At 66.8% G+C, this 18,481-nt stretch carries 13 protein-coding genes; 3 read left to right on the forward strand and 10 right to left on the reverse strand.

The window, feature by feature from the left end:
* Nucleotides 1-72: 72 nt before the first annotated feature.
* On the forward strand, nt 73-981 hold the full coding sequence (gene yihG, locus PSm6_RS05350) for a 1-acylglycerol-3-phosphate O-acyltransferase, YihG family (RefSeq protein ID WP_021222295.1): 909 nt from the start codon (nt 73-75) through the stop codon (nt 979-981).
* Nucleotides 982-1,211: 230 nt separating this feature from the next.
* On the opposite strand, the gene PSm6_RS05355 is transcribed toward yihG, so the two are convergent.
* The 6 genes from PSm6_RS05355 to PSm6_RS05380 form a co-directional block, all read right to left on the reverse strand.
* Nucleotides 1,212-1,523, reverse strand: a complete 312-nt coding sequence (locus PSm6_RS05355) for an EthD family reductase (RefSeq protein ID WP_021222294.1) — start codon at nt 1,521-1,523, stop codon at nt 1,212-1,214.
* Between the two features lie 143 nt (nt 1,524-1,666).
* A complete protein-coding gene (locus tag PSm6_RS05360) occupies nt 1,667-3,802 on the reverse strand; it encodes a putative bifunctional diguanylate cyclase/phosphodiesterase (RefSeq protein ID WP_021222293.1) in 2,136 nt (711 codons plus the stop codon).
* Nucleotides 3,783-7,514, reverse strand: coding sequence for a CHASE domain-containing hybrid sensor histidine kinase/response regulator family protein (locus tag PSm6_RS05365; protein ID WP_265169705.1), 3,732 nt, complete (start codon nt 7,512-7,514; stop codon nt 3,783-3,785). Before PSm6_RS05365 ends, PSm6_RS05360 begins: the two co-directional genes overlap by 20 nt.
* A 191-nt stretch (nt 7,515-7,705) precedes the next feature.
* Nucleotides 7,706-8,410 carry a YiaD family glycine zipper/OmpA-like lipoprotein gene (locus PSm6_RS05370; protein WP_265169706.1) on the reverse strand — a complete coding sequence of 235 codons (705 nt, stop codon included), beginning with the start codon at nt 8,408-8,410 and terminating at the stop codon, nt 7,706-7,708.
* 82 nt (nt 8,411-8,492) lie between these two features.
* On the reverse strand, nt 8,493-9,137 hold the full coding sequence (locus tag PSm6_RS05375) for an MBL fold metallo-hydrolase (protein ID WP_021222290.1): 645 nt from the start codon (nt 9,135-9,137) through the stop codon (nt 8,493-8,495).
* Nucleotides 9,138-9,185: 48 nt separating this feature from the next.
* Complete coding sequence (locus tag PSm6_RS05380; protein WP_043239883.1) at nt 9,186-10,205, reverse strand: AraC family transcriptional regulator; 1,020 nt, start codon at nt 10,203-10,205, stop codon at nt 9,186-9,188.
* A gap of 133 nt (nt 10,206-10,338) precedes the next feature.
* Between PSm6_RS05380 and PSm6_RS05385 the strand changes: the two genes are divergently transcribed.
* Nucleotides 10,339-11,172, forward strand: coding sequence for a metal-dependent hydrolase (locus tag PSm6_RS05385; RefSeq protein WP_043239880.1), 834 nt, complete (start codon nt 10,339-10,341; stop codon nt 11,170-11,172).
* Between the two features lie 413 nt (nt 11,173-11,585).
* Here the strand turns inward: PSm6_RS05385 and PSm6_RS05390 are convergent, their stop codons facing one another.
* The gene (locus PSm6_RS05390; RefSeq protein WP_021222287.1) at nt 11,586-12,527 is read right to left on the reverse strand and encodes an alpha/beta fold hydrolase; all 942 of its coding nucleotides are present in this window, start codon (nt 12,525-12,527) and stop codon (nt 11,586-11,588) included.
* Nucleotides 12,528-12,597: 70 nt separating this feature from the next.
* Complete coding sequence (locus PSm6_RS05395) at nt 12,598-13,263, reverse strand: TetR/AcrR family transcriptional regulator (RefSeq protein WP_021222286.1); 666 nt, start codon at nt 13,261-13,263, stop codon at nt 12,598-12,600.
* 89 nt (nt 13,264-13,352) lie between these two features.
* Here PSm6_RS05395 and PSm6_RS05400 point away from each other — a divergent pair, with 89 nt between their 5' ends.
* The gene (locus PSm6_RS05400) at nt 13,353-14,207 is read left to right on the forward strand and encodes a hypothetical protein (RefSeq protein WP_043239871.1); all 855 of its coding nucleotides are present in this window, start codon (nt 13,353-13,355) and stop codon (nt 14,205-14,207) included.
* Nucleotides 14,208-14,210: 3 nt separating this feature from the next.
* Here the strand turns inward: PSm6_RS05400 and PSm6_RS05405 are convergent, their stop codons facing one another.
* Both PSm6_RS05405 and PSm6_RS05410 read right to left on the reverse strand, forming a co-directional pair.
* On the reverse strand, nt 14,211-16,949 hold the full coding sequence (locus PSm6_RS05405) for a winged helix-turn-helix domain-containing protein (RefSeq protein WP_265169707.1): 2,739 nt from the start codon (nt 16,947-16,949) through the stop codon (nt 14,211-14,213).
* A 148-nt stretch (nt 16,950-17,097) separates the two neighbouring features.
* Nucleotides 17,098-18,465 carry a DUF1329 domain-containing protein gene (locus PSm6_RS05410; protein ID WP_021222283.1) on the reverse strand — a complete coding sequence of 456 codons (1,368 nt, stop codon included), beginning with the start codon at nt 18,463-18,465 and terminating at the stop codon, nt 17,098-17,100.
* Nucleotides 18,466-18,481: the final 16 nt, after the last annotated feature.

Genomic DNA, 18,481 nt, shown 5'->3' on the forward strand with positions numbered 1-18,481 from the left:
GGCCCCGCTGCGTTCGCAGCGTCCCCTCAACAGGGCGGCAGAGACCGTCCAGGAACGAGGTCCCGACCTTCCATGCTGAGTTTCTTTCCCGCTTCCGTGCGCGGCGTCATCGCCTCCCTGCTGCTGGCGCTCAATACCTTGTTCTGGTGCTGGCCGCTGTTCGCCGTCAGCCTGCTGAAGATGGCCCTGCCCTTCCGCCCCGTGCGCCTGGCCTTGAACTGGGTGGTGAACTTCATCCACGAGGGCTGGGTGAGCTGCAACAAGGTGTGGATGAACCAGGTGCGCGACACCCGCTGGCGGGTGGAAGGCCTCGAAGGCCTCGATTACCAGCACTCCTACCTGGTCACCAGCAATCACCAGAGCTGGGTGGACATCCTGGTACTGCAGTACGTGCTCAACCGCCGCATCCGCCCGCTGAAGTTCTTCCTCAAGCAGGAGCTGATCTGGGTCCCGGTGATCGGCCTGTGCTGGTGGGCGCTGGAATTCCCCTTCATGAAGCGCTACTCCAAGGCCTACCTGGCCAAGCACCCGGAGAAGAAGGGCAAGGACCTGGAAACCACCCGCCGCACCTGCGACAAGTTCCGCGACAACCCGGTGGGCATCTTCAACTTCCTCGAAGGCACGCGCTTCACCGAGCAGAAGCACCGTGAGCAGAACTCGCCCTTCAAGTACCTGCTCAAGCCCAAGGCCGGCGGCATCGCCTTCGTCCTCGACGCCATGGGCGAGCAGATGCAGGCGCTGCTCAACGTCACCATCCATTACCCCGAAGGCAACCCGAGCTTCTGGACCCTGATGGCCGGGAACATCCCCGAGGTGATCGTGCGTATCCAGGCGATGCCGATTCCCCAGGAATTCATCGGCCGCAGCTACGACCAGGACGAGGCCTACCGCAAGACCTTCCAGCTCTGGGTCAACCAGCTGTGGGAAACCAAGGACGCCGAGCTGGAGCAGTTGCACCAGCAGTTCCCACCGAGCCGCTGAGGCAGCGCCCCGGAACGCGAAAGCCCGCCGATTGGCGGGCTTTTTCATGGGTGAGTATTCGATCGGCGGGCTCCATGAGCCAGCCCCGTAGGGCGGGTGAAACCCGCGAAGTGGCGCACGGAGAGGCGTCGGGTTGCACCCGACCTACCCGTCACACACCCAATGCAACGATGCCGGGCCCTGCTGCGTTGGGCCTCGCTGCGCTCGGTGCCAACCTACGGATGTCTGCCTTAACCCGAGATCACCTCGTCCACCTGCAGCAGCGGGGCGATGTTGGTGTAGCGGGGAATGTCTTCGTTGATCGCCTGGCCGTGCTTGCGCAGGGAGGCCTGGAGGCTGTCGATGGATTTGATCCAGATATTCGCCACGCAGAGGAAGGGCGCGGCGGAGCCGTCGCCGGAGGCGAGGCCCTTGCGGACTTCGGCCTTGACGAAGTTGTCCCCCAGCATATCGCTGACCATGGGGATGTGTTTTTCCAGGTAGTAGGTGAAATCGAAGGTGCCGCCCTCGTTGTTCGGATAGGCCACAAACAGGCAATGCATGGGAAAACTCCTTGGGTTGGCCGGCTGCACGGGCGCGCCGTGGGGCAAGTGTAGGTCGCCCCATGACCGGCGCTTGCCATCATGGGGTCGTAGTCGCGGATGGGTATGTGCGCGACGCCCGGGGCGGGCGTCGCGCAGTGGCCTCAGCCCCGTGGCTTGAAGCTCGCCCAGTCCACCTGCAGGGGGAAGCTCTCGGCCTTGGCCACCGGCAGCCCCGGGGAAACCAGGAAGCCCTGCATGATCGAGCAACCGTGGTCGATCAGCCAGTCGCGCTGGGCCAGGGTTTCCACGCCCTCGGCGATCACCTCCAGCCCCAGGTGGCTGCCCAGGTCGATGATGGTGCTGACCACGGCGGCATCGCGGGGCGACTCCAGCATGTTGGAGATGAACAGGCGGTCGATCTTCAGCGTGTCCAGCTCGAAGTGGCGCAGGTAGGCCAGGGACGAGTAGCCGGTGCCGAAGTCATCGATGGCGATGCGCACCCCCAGCTCGCGCAGCTGGCGCAGCTGCTCGCGGGTGTTGTCCAGGTCCTGCATCAGCGCGCTTTCGGTGACCTCCACTTCGATCTGCGACGGTTTCAGCCCGTGCGTCGCCAGCACCTCGCGCAGGTCGTCCACCAGGGTCGGCATGCCGAACTGCACCGGGCTGAAGTTGATGCTGATCACCAGGTCCTCGCCAAAGCGCTCCCGCCACTGGGTGCATTGGCTGACCCCCTGCTCGAGGATCCAGTCGCCCAGGCGGTTGATCAGCCGGGTCTCCTCCAGCAGCGGGATGAACACGTTGGGGGCGACGGTGCCGGCGACCCGGTGCTCCCAGCGCAGCAGCGCCTCGAAGCCGCGCAGGCGGCCGCTGTCGAGGTAGATCTGCGGCTGGTAGACGAGCACGAAATCATCCTGCTCGATGGCGTTGCGCAGGCTCTCTTCCAGCATCAGCCGCGAGCGGGCGCGGCCGTTCATTTCCGGGGAGAAGAAGCGGTACTGCTGGCGGCCGGCACGCTTGGCCTCGTACATGGCGATGTCCGCCGCGCGCAACAGGCCGTCCACGGTCTGCCCGCATTCGGGGAAGCAGGCGATGCCGACACTGGCGCCGAGGGTGATGTCGATGCCGTCGATGCGGTAGCGCACCGACACCAGCTCGATGAGCTTCTCGGCCACCCTGGCCGCGTCTTCCGGGTGCTCCAGGGAGTCGATCAGCGCGGTGAATTCGTCACCGCCCATGCGCGCGAGGATGTCGTAGGGGCGCAGGCAGGTCTTGAGCTGTTCGGAAACGCGCCGCAGCACCTGGTCGCCGGCGTCGTGGCCGAGGGAATCATTGATGCGCTTGAAGCCGTCGAGGTCGAGGTAGAGCACCGCCATGCGCTTGCCGCTGCGCTCGATACGCGCCAGCGCCGCATCCAGCGATTGGTGGAAACCACGGCGGTTGAGCAACCCGGTGAGCGCATCGGTGATGGCCTGGGATTCGAGCTGCGCGTGCAGCTGGCGCACTGCGGACATGTCCAGGCTGATCACCACCATCGAGCGCTGGGCCCGGGGCAGCGGCGCGCAGGACAGGGCCACCGGCAGCGTGCCGCCATTGAGGGTGTTGAGCACCGCGTCGTGCAGGCGGTAGGGCTCGCCGCGCTTCCAGTGGCGGTAGAACTCCGACAGGCGCCAATCGCCGACGATCTCGGGGCTGGAGAGCAGCGAGAGGAAGGGGCTGCCTTCGAGGTCGCTGACCGAGCCCTGCAGCATCAGCGCCATGGCCGGGTTGGCGAAGTTGACCATGCCGTCCTCGCCCACCACCAGGATGCCTTCGGCGGCATTCTCCAGCACCGAGGCGTTGAAGGCGCGGGCGCTGTCCAGCTGCTGGGTCAGCTGCAGCAGGTCACGGCGGTTGCGCTCGTGCTCCAGCAGCGACTGCACCTTGTGCCGCAGCACCTGCGGGTCGAAGGGCTTGAGGATGAAGTCCACCGCGCCACTGGCGTAGCCACGCAGCACGGCTTCCTGGGTGTGGGCGATGGCGGAGATGAAGATGATCGGCGTGTAGCGGGTGTGCGGGCTGCCGCGCATCAGCCGAGCGACTTCGAAGCCGTCCATCTTCGGCATCTGCACATCGAGCAGCACCAGCCCCACTTCCTCCTCCAGCAGGCATTGCAGGGCCGCCTCCCCCGAGTCGACGGTGCGTACGTCCCAGCTGGAGTCGTCCAGCACCGCCTCCATGGCGGCGAGGTTCTCGTGGCGGTCATCGACCACCAGGAGGATGTTTTCGGGTCCCTTGAGCTTAGGCAGTGGCTGCATCATCGCTGCCTCCGGAAACGTCCAGCCAGCGATGGAGCAGGTCGATCAGTTCCTGGCGGCTCACGGGCTTGGCCAGGTAGTCGTCGGCACCTGCGGTAATGCACTTCTCCCGGTCACCCTTCATCGCATGGGCGGTGAGCGCGATGATCGGGATGTTGCAGCCATGCTCGTCCTTGAGCAGGCGGGTTGCGGTGTATCCGTCCATGTTGGGCATCGCCATATCCATCAGAATCAGGTCGAAGGGTTCACGCTGGTAACTCTCGATGGCCTCCAGGCCATCCCGCGCGGCGCTGACGTCGAGGCCGACCTCGTCCAGCAGCGCACTGAGCGCATAGATATTGCGTACATCGTCATCCACCAACAGCACGCGCATCCCTTGCAGCGAGCGGCTTCCCGCCTCTCCCGGCGCCTGCCCGGCGAGGGCACGGACGGTGCCGAGGAAGCCCTGCACCGCCGAGCTCAGCCCATCCAGGTCATCCCCCGCCTTGCGCACCACCACCGCCGAATAGCGGCGCAGTCGCTGCAGGGTCTGCAGGGTGACGTCCACCCCAGTGTTGATCACCACACGCGAGTCAGCCAGCGGACGCTGTCGATCGAGGCTATCTAGCAGGTCGAAACCGTCCTGGTCGGGCAGGTCGAGGTCGATCACCAGCGCAGCGAAACGCCCGTCCGCGTAGGCCTGGCGGGCGCTTTCGGCACTGCTTGCGGCCGTTACGGAGAAGCCCAGCTCCTCCAGGTGATCGCGGTAGTGATCACGTTCGATGGCGACGTCCTCCACCAGCAGCAGGCGATGCGGGTCCGGGGGCACATTGGCTTCGAGGTCGTTGAAGACCCGTTCCAGATCTTCCCGGGCGATGGGTTTGACCAGGTAACGGGTGGAATCGTCCAACCAATCTGTCGGCTGCGGCACGCAGGAGATGATGTGCACCGGCGTGCCGCGGTGCAGGGCCTGGCTGCGCAGGCGCCGGTAGATCTGCCAGCCGCTGACGTCCGGCAGGAGGATGTCGAGGATCACCGCCGCGAAGCGCTCCTGCTGCAGCAGGGCGACCGCCTGTCGGCCACTGCCGCAGAGCACGGTGGCATAGCCATGGCTCTGCGCGGCTTCGGCGATGACGCTGGCGAAATCACCGTCGTCTTCGACGATGAGCACCGCCGGCCCGGTGCCGTTGCGTACAGGCAGGGCCTCGCCGTCAGCCTCTTTCTCCGCCTCGAAGCCCACCGCCACCGGCAGTTCGACGATGAAGCTGGAGCCCTGCCCCGGCGTGCTGGTGATGCGGATCTGGCCATCCAGGGCCAGCACCAGCTGGCGGGTGATGGCCAGGCCCAGGCCGGTGCCACCGAAGCGCCGGCTGGTGGAGCCGTCGATCTGCTGGAAGGCCTGGAAGATACGCTCGTGCTGCTCGGCAGGGATGCCGATGCCGGTATCACGCACGGTGAAGCGGATGATCTCGCGGCCATCGCCATCGGTGCGGTCGATGACCCCGACACTCAGCTCCACCTCGCCCTGCTCGGTGAACTTCAGGGCATTGGAGAGCAGGTTGCGCAGGATCTGGTGCAGGCGCACGCGGTCGCTGTGGATGACCCGGGGCACGCCGGGCTCCACCCCGGTGATCAGGCGCAGGGCCTTGATCTCGGCCATGGGGCGCAGGCTGGCGTCCAGTTCCACCAGCACATCCTGCACATTGAGCGGCTCCAGCTTGAGCTGCATGCGCCCGGCCTCGACCTTGGCCAGGTCGAGCACGTCATTGATCAACTGCAGCAGGTCACTGCCGGCGCGGTGGACGATGTCGGCATGGCGCGACTGCTTCTCGGTGAGGTTGCCGGCGCTGTTCTGGCGCAACTGGTCGCTGAGAATGAGGATGCTGTTGAGCGGCGTGCGCAGCTCGTGGGACATGTTGGCGAGGAATTCCGACTTGTAGCGGTTGGCCAGGATCAGTTGCTCGGCCTGGTCACGCAGGCGCTGCTCGGCGGCCTTGCGCTCGCTGATGTCGATGACCACCGCCTGGACCCAGGTCTCGCGGCCGCTGCGGATCGGCGACAGGCCCACTTCCAGGGGAATCATGCGGCCGTCGCGGTGCTGGCCGAACAGCTCGCGGTTGTTGCCCATGCGCCGGGGCTCGGGGTTCTTCTGGAAGCCTTCGCGCAGCCCCACATGGGCCTCGCGCAGGGCCTCCGGCAGCAGGCGCTCTACGGTGGCGCCGAGCAGCTCCTGGCGGCTGTAGCCGAACATCTGCTCGGCCTGGCGGTTGACCATGACGATGCTGCCGCGCAGGTCCACCAGGATGATGGCGTTGGGCGAGGCCTCCACCACCAGGCGGAAACGCTCCTCGGCGGCACGCCTCGCCTGGAGGTCCACCAGGTTGATCAGGTAGCGCGTGCCGTCGCGCTGGTTCAGGGAGGTGAGGCTCAGGGAGGCGAGGCCATCGCCGCCATCGTCGCGCTGGATCTGGAACTCTTCCTCGCCACTGCGCAGCCGCTCTTCGTCGAGGTCCAGCAGGCGTGGCAGGTAGCGACGCACACGCTGGCCGGAAAGCAGGTCGGATTCGCAGCCGAGCAGCTCGGCGGCACTGCGATTGGCCATCTCGATGCGGCCCTGGGCATCGCATAGCAGGGTCGCCACGGGCAGGCGCTCGACCAGGATGCGCAAGCGCTCCTCGCGCTCGCGCAGCAACGAGGATGCCTGGTCGCTGGCGGCGAGTTGGCGCTCGCGCAGGTGCAGGTAGCCGCCCACCAGCAGCGACAACAGCAGCGCGGCGGCCAGGCCGGTCCACAGGCTGTAGCTGAGGCGATCATCCACCAGCAACGCTTCATATTCGGCAGTGCTGCTCACCTTCAGTGCCCAGGTGCGGCCAAACAGCTTGATCTGGCGCTGCTCTTCGAAGCGCGGTGGAAGGCCGTTGTCGATGGCATCGTCGAGCAGCACGGCTCCGGCCTCCAGGTCGCTGACGCCGACTCGGTACAGGCGCACCCGGTTGCCGAGGATGCCGCTCATCAGGTCATGCAGGCGGAAGGCCCCGGCCACCGCACCGATGAAGGCCTCGCGCCGCTCGTCGGCGGTGGTCGCCGGGGCGTTCGAACGGTACACGGGCATGTAGAGCAGCACACCGCTCTGAAGGTCCTGGTCGGTCTCCTGCTTCAACCTCAGGGGACCGGTGAGGCGTGCCTCGCCGCTTTCCCGGGCCTGCTCGATGGCCTGCGCCCGCACCGGCTCGCTGAGCATGTCGAAGCCGAGGGTGCGGCGGTTGCGCCAGTCCAGCGGGCTGGTGTAGTCCACCACCACATACTCGTCGCGCGGGCCGGGCGGGAAGACGCGGAAGTCGCGGCGTCCATCGGCCTGGGTGGTGCCGACGAAGTCGTTGAGCTGGTCACGCTTGAGATAGCGGCCCCAGGCCAGCGCCTGGATGCCCGGGTAGCGGTCCTGCAGGTGCAGTTGGTCGGCCGCCTTGGCCCATTCATCCGGAAGCACGTCGGAGCTGCCCACCAGCAGGCCGGACATGCCTCGCAGCACCATTTCGTAGGCGCGCATGCGGGTCGCGAGACGCTCGGCGATCTCTTCGCTTTCCAGGCCGAAACGCCGCTGGTACTCCGCCTGGTTGCGGTTTTCCAGCGCCAGCCACTGCCACAGCACCAGGCCGCCAAGCCCCACCAGCAAGGCCAGCGCCACCACCAGGGGCAACCAGGGTTTCCTCGCGGAGGTGCCGGTACGCTCGTCCATGAATGCTCCTGTCCGTTCCTTGTCCGGGAGCCCGCCTTGGAGGGGCATCCGACCGGCAAATCATGGTTCGCGGGAACCATGTCGGCAGTCTAGTCAGGAATCGGCACCATGGCCTTGCGCCAGCAGGGAGACGACGGACGGCATGAAACGACAAGGCCCCCGAATGGGGGCCCTGTGCTGGAGCGGGGGAATCAGTAGCCCTGTTGCTGGGGCACCTGGGCGTTGGGCAGCGGGGTGAGCTTGATCTCCACGCGACGGTTCTGCGAGCGGCCCGCATCGGTGGCGTTGCTCGCCACCGGCTGGTCCGGGCCCATGCCACGGGAGCTCAGGCGCGCACCGTTGACGCCCTGGGCCATCAGGTAGTTGGCCACGCTCTGCGCGCGCAACTGCGAGAGGTTGACGTTGTACTGGTGGCTGCCGGTGCTGTCGGTGTGGCCGACGATCTCGATGTTGTTCTGGTCATACTGCTTGAACGAGTTGGCCAGGTTGTTCAGCGGCGTATAGAAGTTGCTGGCGATGTCTGCCGAGTTGGTGGCGAAGGTGATGTTGCCGGGCATCACCAGGTTGATGCTGTCGCCCTGGCGCTGCACCTGCACGCCGGTGCCTTCCATGCTGCGACGCAGCTCCGCCTCCTGCCGGTCCACGTAGTAGCCGTAGCCCGCGCCAGCGGCGCCGGCCACAGCGGCGCCGATCAGCGCCCCCTTGCCACGCTTGTCGTGGTTGATGGCAGCACCGGCGACGGCGCCGGCCAACGCGCCCAGGCCGCCGTAGGTGGCGGTCTTGCTCATGCCCTGGCGGGGCGCCTGGCCCTGGTTCTCGTAGGGGTTCTGCGAAGCACAGCCCGACAGCAGGACGACGGCGGTAGCGGCGATGATCAGGCGACGCGTGGTGAACATGGACTTTCTACTCCTGAATGATCGACAGCCCCGATGGACTGACGACGATTAGAGCATGGCCCATGCTGGAAATTCCGTGGCCTCAGGCACGGATGAACGGGTTTTCGCGCATCTCGTCGCCCAGCCGGGTATCCGGGCCATGGCCGGTGACCACGGTGGCCTCCTCGTCCAGGCTGTAGAGGCGCTGGCGGATGGAGCGCTCGATGGTGGCGTAGTCGCCGCCCCACAGGTCGGTGCGGCCGATGCCACGGCGGAACAGCGTGTCACCGGCGATCAGCAGGCGCGCCTCGGGGAACCAGAAGCTCATGGAACCCGGCGTGTGCCCGGGGGTGTGCAGGGCCACGCCGCAGCCACAGGCCAGTTCTTCATCGTCGGCCAGCCACTGGTCGGGTGCCGGCACCGGCTTGTAGGGCACGCCGAACATGCGGCACTGCATCTCCAGGTTGTCCCAGAGGAACTGGTCTTCCTTGTGCAGGTGCAGGGTGGCGCCGGTGGCTTTCTTCAGCTCGCCGGAGGCGAGGAAGTGATCCAGGTGCGCGTGGGTGTGGATGATGCTCACCAGCTTCAGGCCATGGGCCTCCAGCCGCGCGATGATCTGCTCATGGTTGCCGCCCGGGTCGACGACGATGGCCTTCTTGCTGATGGGGTCGCCGATCAGCGTGCAGTTGCACTGCAAGGGGCCGACGGGGAAGGTTTCGCGGATCAGGGTGGGGTGCGCTGCGGTCATTGCCGGTCCTCCAGGCCAGGTCGCCGGCCTCTGTGCGGGCCGGTCGGATCAGGGGTCAGCACGATAATCGCTGGGCAGCTTGCCCGTCCATTTCTTGAACGCGCGACGGAAGTTGGAGGGATCGCTGAACCCCAGCAGGTTGGCGATTTCGAACAACGGCAGGTGGGTGGTGGTGAGGTACTGCAGGGCCAGGCCCTTGCGCACCTCGTCCTGCACCTGCTGGTAGCTGGTGCCCATGGACGCCAGGTGGCGGCGCAGGCTGCGGCCGCTGGTGTGCAGCGAGCGCGCGGCGCTGTCGAGGTCGGGGAAGTCGCCGGGGCGCGCCAGCAGCAGGCGGCGCACGCGGGTGAGCAGGGCGTCCTGCACGTCGAGGGTGGCCAGCAGGGCTTCGCACTGCTGCTCGCACATCTGCACCGTGGCCGGGTTGGCCAGGGCCATGGGGCGGTCGAGGTAGTGCTTGGGCAGGCTCATCCAGTGGTAGGGCTGCTCGAACTCCACGCCGCCGCCGAACACTTCGGCATACCGCGCCGCATGGGCCGGCGCCGGGTGCGCGAAGCCCACCGCGAGGCCGCGCAGCTCCTCGCCCAGGAGGAAGCGGGCGATGGTGTAGAAGCTGGTCATCAGCCCCTCGCCGGCAAAGCGCCCCAGGGGGCCCATGGGGAAGGATTCGGCGGCGCGCAGTTGCAGGCAGTCGCCCTGCTCCACCAGCTCCAGCTCATAGGCGAGACCGAGCACCCGGTAGTACTTCATGGCGAATTGCAGGGCACGGCCCAGGTTGGCGCTGGAGAGCACCGCGTAGCCGAGGATGCCGTGGGTGGACACATTCAGCCGCTGGCCCAGCACCAGGCCCAGCGCCGGCTCGTTGCACAGCACCAGGGCCGCGCTGGCCAGCAGGTTGAAGTCGATGAAGGACAGGCGGCCGTTGGGGCTCTGGAGGATTTCCGGGCGCACCCGGGCCTGGGCGAACAGCGTTTCACGGGGCACACCCAGCTCTTCGGTCAGGCTCAGCAGGGCCTCGGCATAGGCGACGGGCACCAGTTCGGCGGAGAAGGTCAGTGGCTGTTTCATCGTTCTTCTTATTGGTCAGCTGGATCAGCGGTGGCCGGATATGACCCGGTTATTGGCAGAAGATAACCTTGTCCGACAAAACCCGGCAAGCCAAAGTTGGAGCGTGGTTTCTGCATAGACTCAGGGAGTCCCCATGACCAGCACGACCCCAGAAGGATTGGTAATCCGCCCGCGTCACATGGATTTCGACCTGCCCAATCCGCTGCCGCGCCACTGGCACAGTGGCAACGCCTTCAAGACCCATCTGTTCGACGCCATGTCGGTGCTCTTCCCCGACGGCGAGCGCTTCTTCATCGACTCGGTGCGCAACTTCCGCGAGGAGATCACCGATCCGGTGCTGAAGGAGCAGATCCGCGGCTTCATCGGCCAGGAAGGCCATCACAGCCGTGAGCACCTGGAATACAGCAACCGGCTGCGCGACCTCGGCTACGACATCGGCCGCATCGAGCGTCGTGCCCAGGCGCGCATCCGCTACACCCAGAAGAAGTTCTCCAAGCGCCGCCAGCTGGCCGCCACTGCTGCCCTGGAGCACATCACCGCGATCATGGCCGACGGCCTGCTGAAGAACCCCGAGCACATCGCCGGCGCCCACCCGACCCTGGCCCGCCTGTGGCGCTGGCACGCGCTGGAGGAAACCGAGCACAAGGCGGTGGCCTTCGATGTCTACAACCAGGTCTGCGGCAGCCGCACCCTGCTGCGCCGGGCGATGATCATGGGCACCTTCTTCTTCATGCTCGACACCCACCGTGGCCTCATCCACATGCTCAAGCGCGACGGCCTGCTGTGGAACTGGCGCGTCTGGCGCGACGGCCTGAGCTGGATGTGGGGCAAGAACGGCATGTTCCGCCAGCTGATCCCGGCGTACATGGACTTCTTCAAGAAGGGCTTCCATCCCTGGCAGCACGACAACCTCGAACTGCTGCACAAGACCCGCGAGGAGTTCGACGGCGTGCCTGCGGCGGCGTGATTCTCCGGTAGAGATACGCAACGGCCCTTCGGGGCCGTTGTCGTTTCTAGGGTGGAAGGGGATCGGGTGGGCGTAGGGTGGGCTTCAGCCCACCGTTCACTCTCTCTGCTCCAACGTCTTCGCCTGGTTCTGGATGGGTGTGCGCTCCAATTTCCCGGTGCGCGCAGCACACCCTACGACGGGGCTTCGAGCTCCGCGCAGGAGTGTCCCACCCGTAGGAGCGAGCTCTGCTCGCGAAAACCCTCCGAACGAACTGCCAAAAGAACGGTGGGCCTACGCCCACCAACGCCCTCCCCGCCCACCCCATGCCACCCCACCCCATCCTGCGATTCTGCGCCCACGCAAAAACGCTGCTCACCGGGAAGTTATCCACAGCCGGGAGCAGCGCTCGGTCGAGCCTTAGCTAGCGGGCATCAGCCCTGCAGGAAGCGCAGCGCATCCGCTGCCGTCTGCTCGGGAATCTCTTCCATGGGGATGTGCCCCACGCCGGGGTAGGTGCGCACCTGGATGCCCGGCAGGTCGCGCTTCCACAGCGGCACGTGCTTGGGCGAGATCCAGCGGTCGCGCTCGCCCCACATCAGCAGGGTCGGGGCCTTGATGGCGGCGACGCGCTGGCCGGTGCCTTCCAGCTCGTCCTTGTTGACCTTGAGCAGCACGCGGAAGATTTCCATCATCGCGCGGCGGTTGCCCGGGCGGCGGCTCAGGTCGTAGTAGCGGTCCACCACGCCGGACTTGATGCGCCCGGGCTCGCCGTAGACTTCCTTGATGCCCTGGGCGATGAGTGCGCGCGGCATCCACATGGGCATGGCCACGGTGGAGCCGGGCAGCGCGGCAGAGGCGATCATCCAGGGCACCTTGCGCATCTGGTAGCCGGCCGGGTCGATCAGCACCAGCTTCTCGACGCGCGCGGGCTGGGCCAGGGCGAAGTTCCAGGCGATGTAGCCACCCAGGGAGTTGCCGGCGATGGAGACCTTGTCGATGCGCAGGTGGTCCAGCAGCAGGCCGAAGATGCGGATCATCCGCTCGCCGGAATAGTCACCGCTGCGCTTGGGGCCGGTAAGGCCGAAGCCGGGCACGTCGAAGCGGATGATGCGGTAGTGCGGGGCGAAGGCCGGTACCCAGTCGTCCCAGGTGTGCAGGGAGGCAACCACGCCGTGAATCATCACCAGCACCGGCTTGTCGCGGCTGCCTTCGTCACGATAGTGGACGTTGAAGCCGTCCAGCTCGATGAAGCGCGAGCCGCTGTCGGCGCTGGCGTAGCGCGCCTTGAGGCGATCCAGTGGCAGGGAGCCGAAGCCCAGGCGGGAAAAGCCGGCCGCGAGCGGCGGCGACATCGGCAGACTGGTAGCGGACATGCAGGCACCTCGTGATTGTTATTGTCGAGGCCCTTATCAGATCACGGGGTTGCTGGCCATGCGCCCCAACCTAGGTAGAGCGTGGACGCAGGGCGGCGATCAGCAGGTCGCCCAGTACCGCGCGGGCGTGCTCGATGCGCTGGCGGCTGGCGGCACCGCCGAGCAGGTCCATGGACGCCGCCTCCAGGGCCCAGATCAGCGCGCGGAAGGTCAGCGGGTCCACCACCTGGCCGGTGGCCTGGAGGCGTTCAGCGAGCAGCGCGGCCATCTCCAGGTGGGCGCGCTGACGGTGGGCGGCCAGGGGCGAGTCGGTGCGCATGGCCTCTTCCTGCATCAGGCGGATGATGGGCCCCACGGCCAGGTGATAGTCGAAGAAGCAGCGCACCATGTCGCGCAGCCAGGCTTCGTCGCTGCCAGCGGCGGCGCGCATGCCACGGAAGCGATTGAGCAGCAGCACCACGGCGGTCTGGTAGATGCTTTCCAGCACATCCATCTTGTTGGAGAAGTGCTTGTAGAAGGTGCGCCGCGAGACCTGGGCCGCTTCCAGCAGGTCATTCACCGTGGTCTCGCCGATGCCCTTGCGGGCGAACACCGGGATGGCCGCCAACTGGATGTTGGTACGCAGCAGGTGCCCCACCAGCGGGCCTTCCGCCTCGGCCTGCTGGCGCGCCACTGCACCGTAGCCACCGAGGTCTTCGAATACCGCGAAGATCGCCCCGCGCTCGCTCTCGTCCATCACCCTCACCCCAACCAAGGCGCGGGTGACGGGGCGCCACCGCCCCGTTACTCTTGGCGCGCCCCTTCCCGCTGGAATCTTCCGTGTCGATGAAGCTATCACGCCGCCTGCCCTGGCCGCTGGCCATCCTTTTGCTGGTCCTGGCGCTGCCCGCCCCGGCCGCCGAACTGTTCTACCTGGGGCAGAAGATTCCCGACATCCAGCGCCCGTGGAACAGCCACGACTACCAGCAATTGATCGATGCCCTGGACAAGGTCGACCGCACCCAGGTCAACGCCCTGCCCCGGCGCAGCGGCGAGTTCACCGGGCCCATCTACACGCGGATGATCAGCGAGGAGAACTTCAAGCCGCAGCTGAACATCTACGCCCCCCTGGAGCTGCGCCAGAACGAGGCGCGCGAGGTGCTGTTCCGCCTCAAGGAACTGATGCGCCTGTACTTCGACTTCAAGGCCGCGCAGCAGCCCTACGGCGCCGAAGCCCTGGGGCTGATGAGCTATTCGATGCGCCAGCAGGCGATCCTCTTCACCCTCACGGTGGAGTTCTGGATGACCCTGTCGGAGAGCGAGCAGAGCAAGCCGGTGCGCTTGCAGGGCCTGCAGGAAACCAAGGACGCGGCGGCGATGCTGACCTCCAGCGCGCTGGACTACCTGGGGCTGACCAAGCAGTTCAACCGTGAGGACCTGGTGCTCTACGCCGCCGAACTGGGCAAGCAGATGCCCGAGCTGTTCATCCACCTGCGCAGCGACGTGCGCGCGCAACTGATGGCTCGGGTGGGCGAGTTGGCGGAAAAGCACCCCTACGCGGAGGTGCGCAGCAGCATGGCCGACCTGCTGCCGATGCTGGCGGCCATCCAGCAGGATGTGGAGCGACAGCTGGCCCAACCGCTGCCGGCCGGCAAGCCCAAGCCGGCGCTCGATCTCTCGGCACCGGCTGCGCCGCAGTAGCCCTCAGCGCAACAGGCCGAGGGCCTTGGCCCGCGCCACCGCCTGGGTGCGCCGCTCCACGCCGAGCTTGCCGTTGATGTGGCGGGCGTGGGTCTTGACCGTGTGCAGGGAGATGAACAGCCGCTCGCTGATTTCCTGGTTGGAGCAGCCCTGGGCGATCAGTTGCAGCACCGCCAGCTCACGCGTACTCAACGCATCGCTCCCGGCCAGTGGCGCCTCGCTGGCAGCCGGCGCTTGCGCTTCCGGCAACAATGCCAGCAATGCCGCGGCCTCAGGGGCCGAGCGCACCAGCAGTTGCTCACGCAGCCAGGGGCCTTGGTGCGACAACAGCTCATGGAAGGGCAGCAAGGCGCCACCGGGCAGGGATTCCAGGGCACTGCCCAGCAATGCGAGAGCGTCCTTGTCGCGCCCTCCGACACGCAGCAATTGCGCCAGGTGCAGCTGTGCCACTTGCGCCATGAGCGCGCCGCCACTTTCCTTGGCCCGCTGCACCAGCGCACGTAAACGCCGTTCGGCTTCGCCGCTGCGCCCTTCGATCCTGGCCAGGGCGGCCTGCTGCAATTCGATGTGCAGCGGCAGCTGCGGATGGAATTCGGGGGCAGCGGCGGCCTGCTCGCCGCTGTAGGTTTCCGCCAGGCGCGAAAGCCAGGCCGAGGCCAACTCGACCTGCCCCTGCACCAGCCAGAGTTCGCACTTCACCAGGGTGACCATGGCCAGGTAGTACACCGGCGGCACGTCCCATATGTGCATCAACCGCTCCGCTTCGGCGAGCAGGGCGAAGGCCGCCGACAGGCGCCCTTCACGGCCTTCCAGGCTGGCCAGCACGCTGTAACCGATCAGCAGGCTGATGTCGCGGCAGGCACGCGCCTCGGCGATCCCGGCCAGCAGGCGGCTGCGCGCCGCCTGGGGTTGCAGGCGCACGCAGAGCAGGTAGCCCTCGTAGATGGCCAGCCGCGCCCGGGCGGCATAGAAGCGCTGGGACGGCAGGCCGCGCAGGCGCTCCTGGCCCTGGCGCACCTCATCCAGCGCACGAAGGATTTCGCCACGGGCCTGCAACACCCGCGCGCGGTCGTAATGGGCCAGGGCTTCGAACAGCGGGTTGCCAACCCGTTGCGCCAACTCCAGCGCCTCGCGATTGAGGCCCCGGGCACGCCACAGGTCGCCCCGGGCGACGGCGATGTTGGCCAGGGTGGACAGGCACAGCAGGCGCTGGCCATAGCGCTCCTGGGACAGCGCGGTCAGCGCCTCGGCGCAGTGCCGCTCGGCCAGGACGATATCGCCACGGCCCCGGGCGATGACCCCGCTCAAGGCCAGCCACTGGGCGATCAGCCCCTGCTGCGCCTGGGCGTTGGGGGCTGGCAGGAAGCGTGCGAGCTGGGCGCCCAGCTCCTCGGCAGCGTCCAGTTGGCAAGCCAGGGCCAGGGCCAGGCTGTAGAGCATGATCAGCCGCGGCGTGCTGACCAGCAGGCTATCGGGCAGGTCCATCTTCCAGCGCAGCAGCATGGCGATGTTCTGCTCGGCCAGCAGTTGTTCTTCGGAGAGGTTCTGCACCAGGCTGGCAGCGACGTCCGGCTGACCGGCGCGCAGGGCCTGTTCGATGGCTTCGTCCAGCAGCCCCTGGGCACTGAACCAGCGGCAGGCGCGCAGGTGCAGGCTGGCCTGGGGAATGGTCGCCGCGTGGGCCGGCCGGGCCCGCAGCAAATCGGAAAACAGGTGGTGATAGCGGAACCAGTGGCCGTGCTCGTCCAGCGGTACCAGGAACACCTGGTGGGCCTGCAGGTGCTGGAGGATGCCGGCGCTGCCATGGCCGTCACGCACCGCATCGCACAGCTCGGCACAGAAGCGGTCGAGGCAGGCGGTCTCATAAAGGAAGGCCTGCACCTCGGCACTCTGCCGGTCGATCACCTCTTCCAGCAGGTATTCGCGGATCAGCCCCTCGTCACCGTGGGGCCCGCGCGCCAGGGCATGGGCGTCGCCTTCGTCCTGGCTCGCCAGCAACCACAGGCGCAGGCCGGCGGCCCAGCCCTCGCTGCGTTGCAGCAGGTTCTCCAGGTGGGCGCCATCCAGGCGCGCGCCCTGGGCCTGGAGCAACGCGGTGCTTTCGGCGTCGGTCAGGCGCAGGTCGTGTTCGTTGAGTTCCACCAGTTGCCGCGACAGGCGCAGGCGCGCCAGGTGCCAGTCGGGGCGCTGACGGCTGGTGACCAGCAGCACCAGGCCTTCCGGCAGGTGGTTGAGGAAGAACTGCAGGCAGCGGTCGAGTACCGCGCCCTGGGCCAGGTGGTAGTCGTCGAGCACCAGCAACAGTGGCTGCTGGCGGTCCAGGCGCTGGCCAAGCTCGTCGAGCAGGCCGTCGATCCACTCCTCGAAGGCGAAGGGCTGGTGGCGCTGGCGCATCTTCAGCAGGCCCATGGCCTCCTCGCCCATCCCTGGGAAGAACTGGCGCAGCCCTTCCAGCAAGCGTTCGAGGAAGCGCCCGGGGTCGTTGTCACGACGCCCGAGCCCGAGCCAGAGCGCCTGCCAGCCCTCCGGCAGGCCTTCGCAGAACTCGATGGCGAGGGAACTCTTGCCGAAACCGGCGGGGGCGCTGACCAGCAGCAGGCGGCCGCCCAGGCCGGCGGCCAGGCGGTCGCACAGGCGCGGGCGCGAAAGGTGCCCGGCCGGCAGCGGGGGGCGGAAAAAGCGTTCGCCGGCTACCGGTACGGCAGCGGGCGCGAAGGAACGCGAACTGGATAGATCGGTCATCAACCCGGCTTCTAGGAATGGTTATGCCGCGGGGGCGTGAGCGCTGAGGCAGCCTAGCCTTTCGGTCCGCCCATTTGTAGTCCCTTGGGAAAGTACAGACAAGAAAAAGCCGGCCCGAAGGCCGGCTTGTTTACGCGGTATTACAGGATCAACGCACGCCAGCCTGACGCAGAGCGGCCGGGGTGTAGTCGCTTTCCGAAGCGCTGTAGTTGAAGTCGTAGGATTGTTTCTCCTCGTTCTTCATGCCCAGGGCCAGGTAGCGACCGGACAGCAGGTCGTACAGGGTTTCCACGGCGTACCAGGGTACTTGCTTGTCGTAGTAGTACTCCGAGTGGGCCTCGGCTACGCGCCACAGGGTGCCACGGCCGTCGTAGTGGTCGATGGCGGCGGCTTGCCAGGTGTCTTCGTCGATGTAGAAGTCACGCTTGGCGTAGATGTGGCGCTCGCCGGACTTGAGGGTCGCGACGACATGCCACACGCGGTGCAGCTCGTAGCGGGTCAGGTCCTGGTTGATGTGGCCGGCCTTGATGATGTCGGCGTACTTCAGCTTGGGCGAGTCCAGGCGGTAGCTGTTGTAGGGGATGTAGATCTCCTTCTTGCCTTCCAGCTTCCAGTCGTAGCGGTCCGGCGCACCGTTGTACATGTCGAAGTTGTCGGAGGTACGCAGGCCATCGGCGGCGGTACCCGGGCCGTCGTAGGACACCTGCGGGGCGCGGCGTACGCGGCGCTGACCGGCGTTGTACAGCCACGCCAGGCGCGGTTCCTTCACCTGGTTGAGGGTCTCGTGCACCAGCAGCACGTTACCGGCCAGGCGCGACGGAGCGGTCACGCGCTGCTTGAAGTAGAACAGCACGTTGCTCGGCTTGCTCGGGTCGTAGTCCTTCAGCTTGTCGCGGAAGGTGAACTCGTCCTGGAAGTACACCAGGCTGTAGGAGCCGTTGGGCTGCGGGGTCGCCTGGGTCACCAGACGGCGCACGCTGCCACCGCGGTAGCGGGTGATGTGGTTCCAGATCGCTTCCAGGCCGTTCTGCGGAATCGGGAAGGGGTTGGCGGTCTTGAAGTTCTCCAGACCGTTACCGCCCTCCACCAGCTTGGTGTTGGCCGCGTTTTCCTTGGCTGCCGCGATCACGTTCGCCGGTACGGTGGCCGTACGGTGGGTGGTGAACACCGGCATCTTGTAGGTTTCCGGGTAGCGCTTGAACATCGCGTACTGGCCGGGGGTCAGCTTGTCCTTGTACTGCTCGACGTTCTGCGCGGTGATGGTGAACAGCGGTTGCTCACTGGCGAAGGGATCGGAAACGAAGCCCTTGTCGTCCACCGGGCCGGCGTTCTGCGGCAGGCCGCCGGTCCACTCGGGGATGCTGCCATCGGCATTGCCGGCCTTCTCGGCGCCCAGCGGGGTCAGGGTGGTGCCGATCTTGGCCACCTGGTCGGCCGGGGCCGCCGCCATGACGGCGGTGGCCAGCAGGGACAGCGCCAGCGCACCGGTTTGCAGCAGGTTCTTTGTTGTTTTCATGGGTGATTCCTTAGTT

This window comes from Pseudomonas solani, from assembly GCF_026072635.1.
GTDB classification, from domain to species: domain Bacteria; phylum Pseudomonadota; class Gammaproteobacteria; order Pseudomonadales; family Pseudomonadaceae; genus Metapseudomonas; species Metapseudomonas solani.

Coding starts and splice junctions, on each gene's coding strand:
- yihG (WP_021222295.1), top strand. CDS start 73: ATGCTGAGTTTCTTTCCCGCTTCCGTGCGCGGCGTCATCGCCTCCCTG.
- PSm6_RS05355 (WP_021222294.1), bottom strand. CDS start 1,523: ATGCATTGCCTGTTTGTGGCCTATCCGAACAACGAGGGCGGCACCTTC.
- PSm6_RS05360 (WP_021222293.1), bottom strand. CDS start 3,802: ATGATGCAGCCACTGCCTAAGCTCAAGGGACCCGAAAACATCCTCCTG.
- PSm6_RS05365 (WP_265169705.1), bottom strand. CDS start 7,514: ATGGACGAGCGTACCGGCACCTCCGCGAGGAAACCCTGGTTGCCCCTG.
- PSm6_RS05370 (WP_265169706.1), bottom strand. CDS start 8,410: ATGTTCACCACGCGTCGCCTGATCATCGCCGCTACCGCCGTCGTCCTG.
- PSm6_RS05375 (WP_021222290.1), bottom strand. CDS start 9,137: ATGACCGCAGCGCACCCCACCCTGATCCGCGAAACCTTCCCCGTCGGC.
- PSm6_RS05380 (WP_043239883.1), bottom strand. CDS start 10,205: ATGAAACAGCCACTGACCTTCTCCGCCGAACTGGTGCCCGTCGCCTAT.
- PSm6_RS05385 (WP_043239880.1), top strand. CDS start 10,339: ATGACCAGCACGACCCCAGAAGGATTGGTAATCCGCCCGCGTCACATG.
- PSm6_RS05390 (WP_021222287.1), bottom strand. CDS start 12,527: ATGTCCGCTACCAGTCTGCCGATGTCGCCGCCGCTCGCGGCCGGCTTT.
- PSm6_RS05395 (WP_021222286.1), bottom strand. CDS start 13,263: ATGGACGAGAGCGAGCGCGGGGCGATCTTCGCGGTATTCGAAGACCTC.
- PSm6_RS05400 (WP_043239871.1), top strand. CDS start 13,353: ATGAAGCTATCACGCCGCCTGCCCTGGCCGCTGGCCATCCTTTTGCTG.
- PSm6_RS05405 (WP_265169707.1), bottom strand. CDS start 16,949: ATGACCGATCTATCCAGTTCGCGTTCCTTCGCGCCCGCTGCCGTACCG.
- PSm6_RS05410 (WP_021222283.1), bottom strand. CDS start 18,465: ATGAAAACAACAAAGAACCTGCTGCAAACCGGTGCGCTGGCGCTGTCC.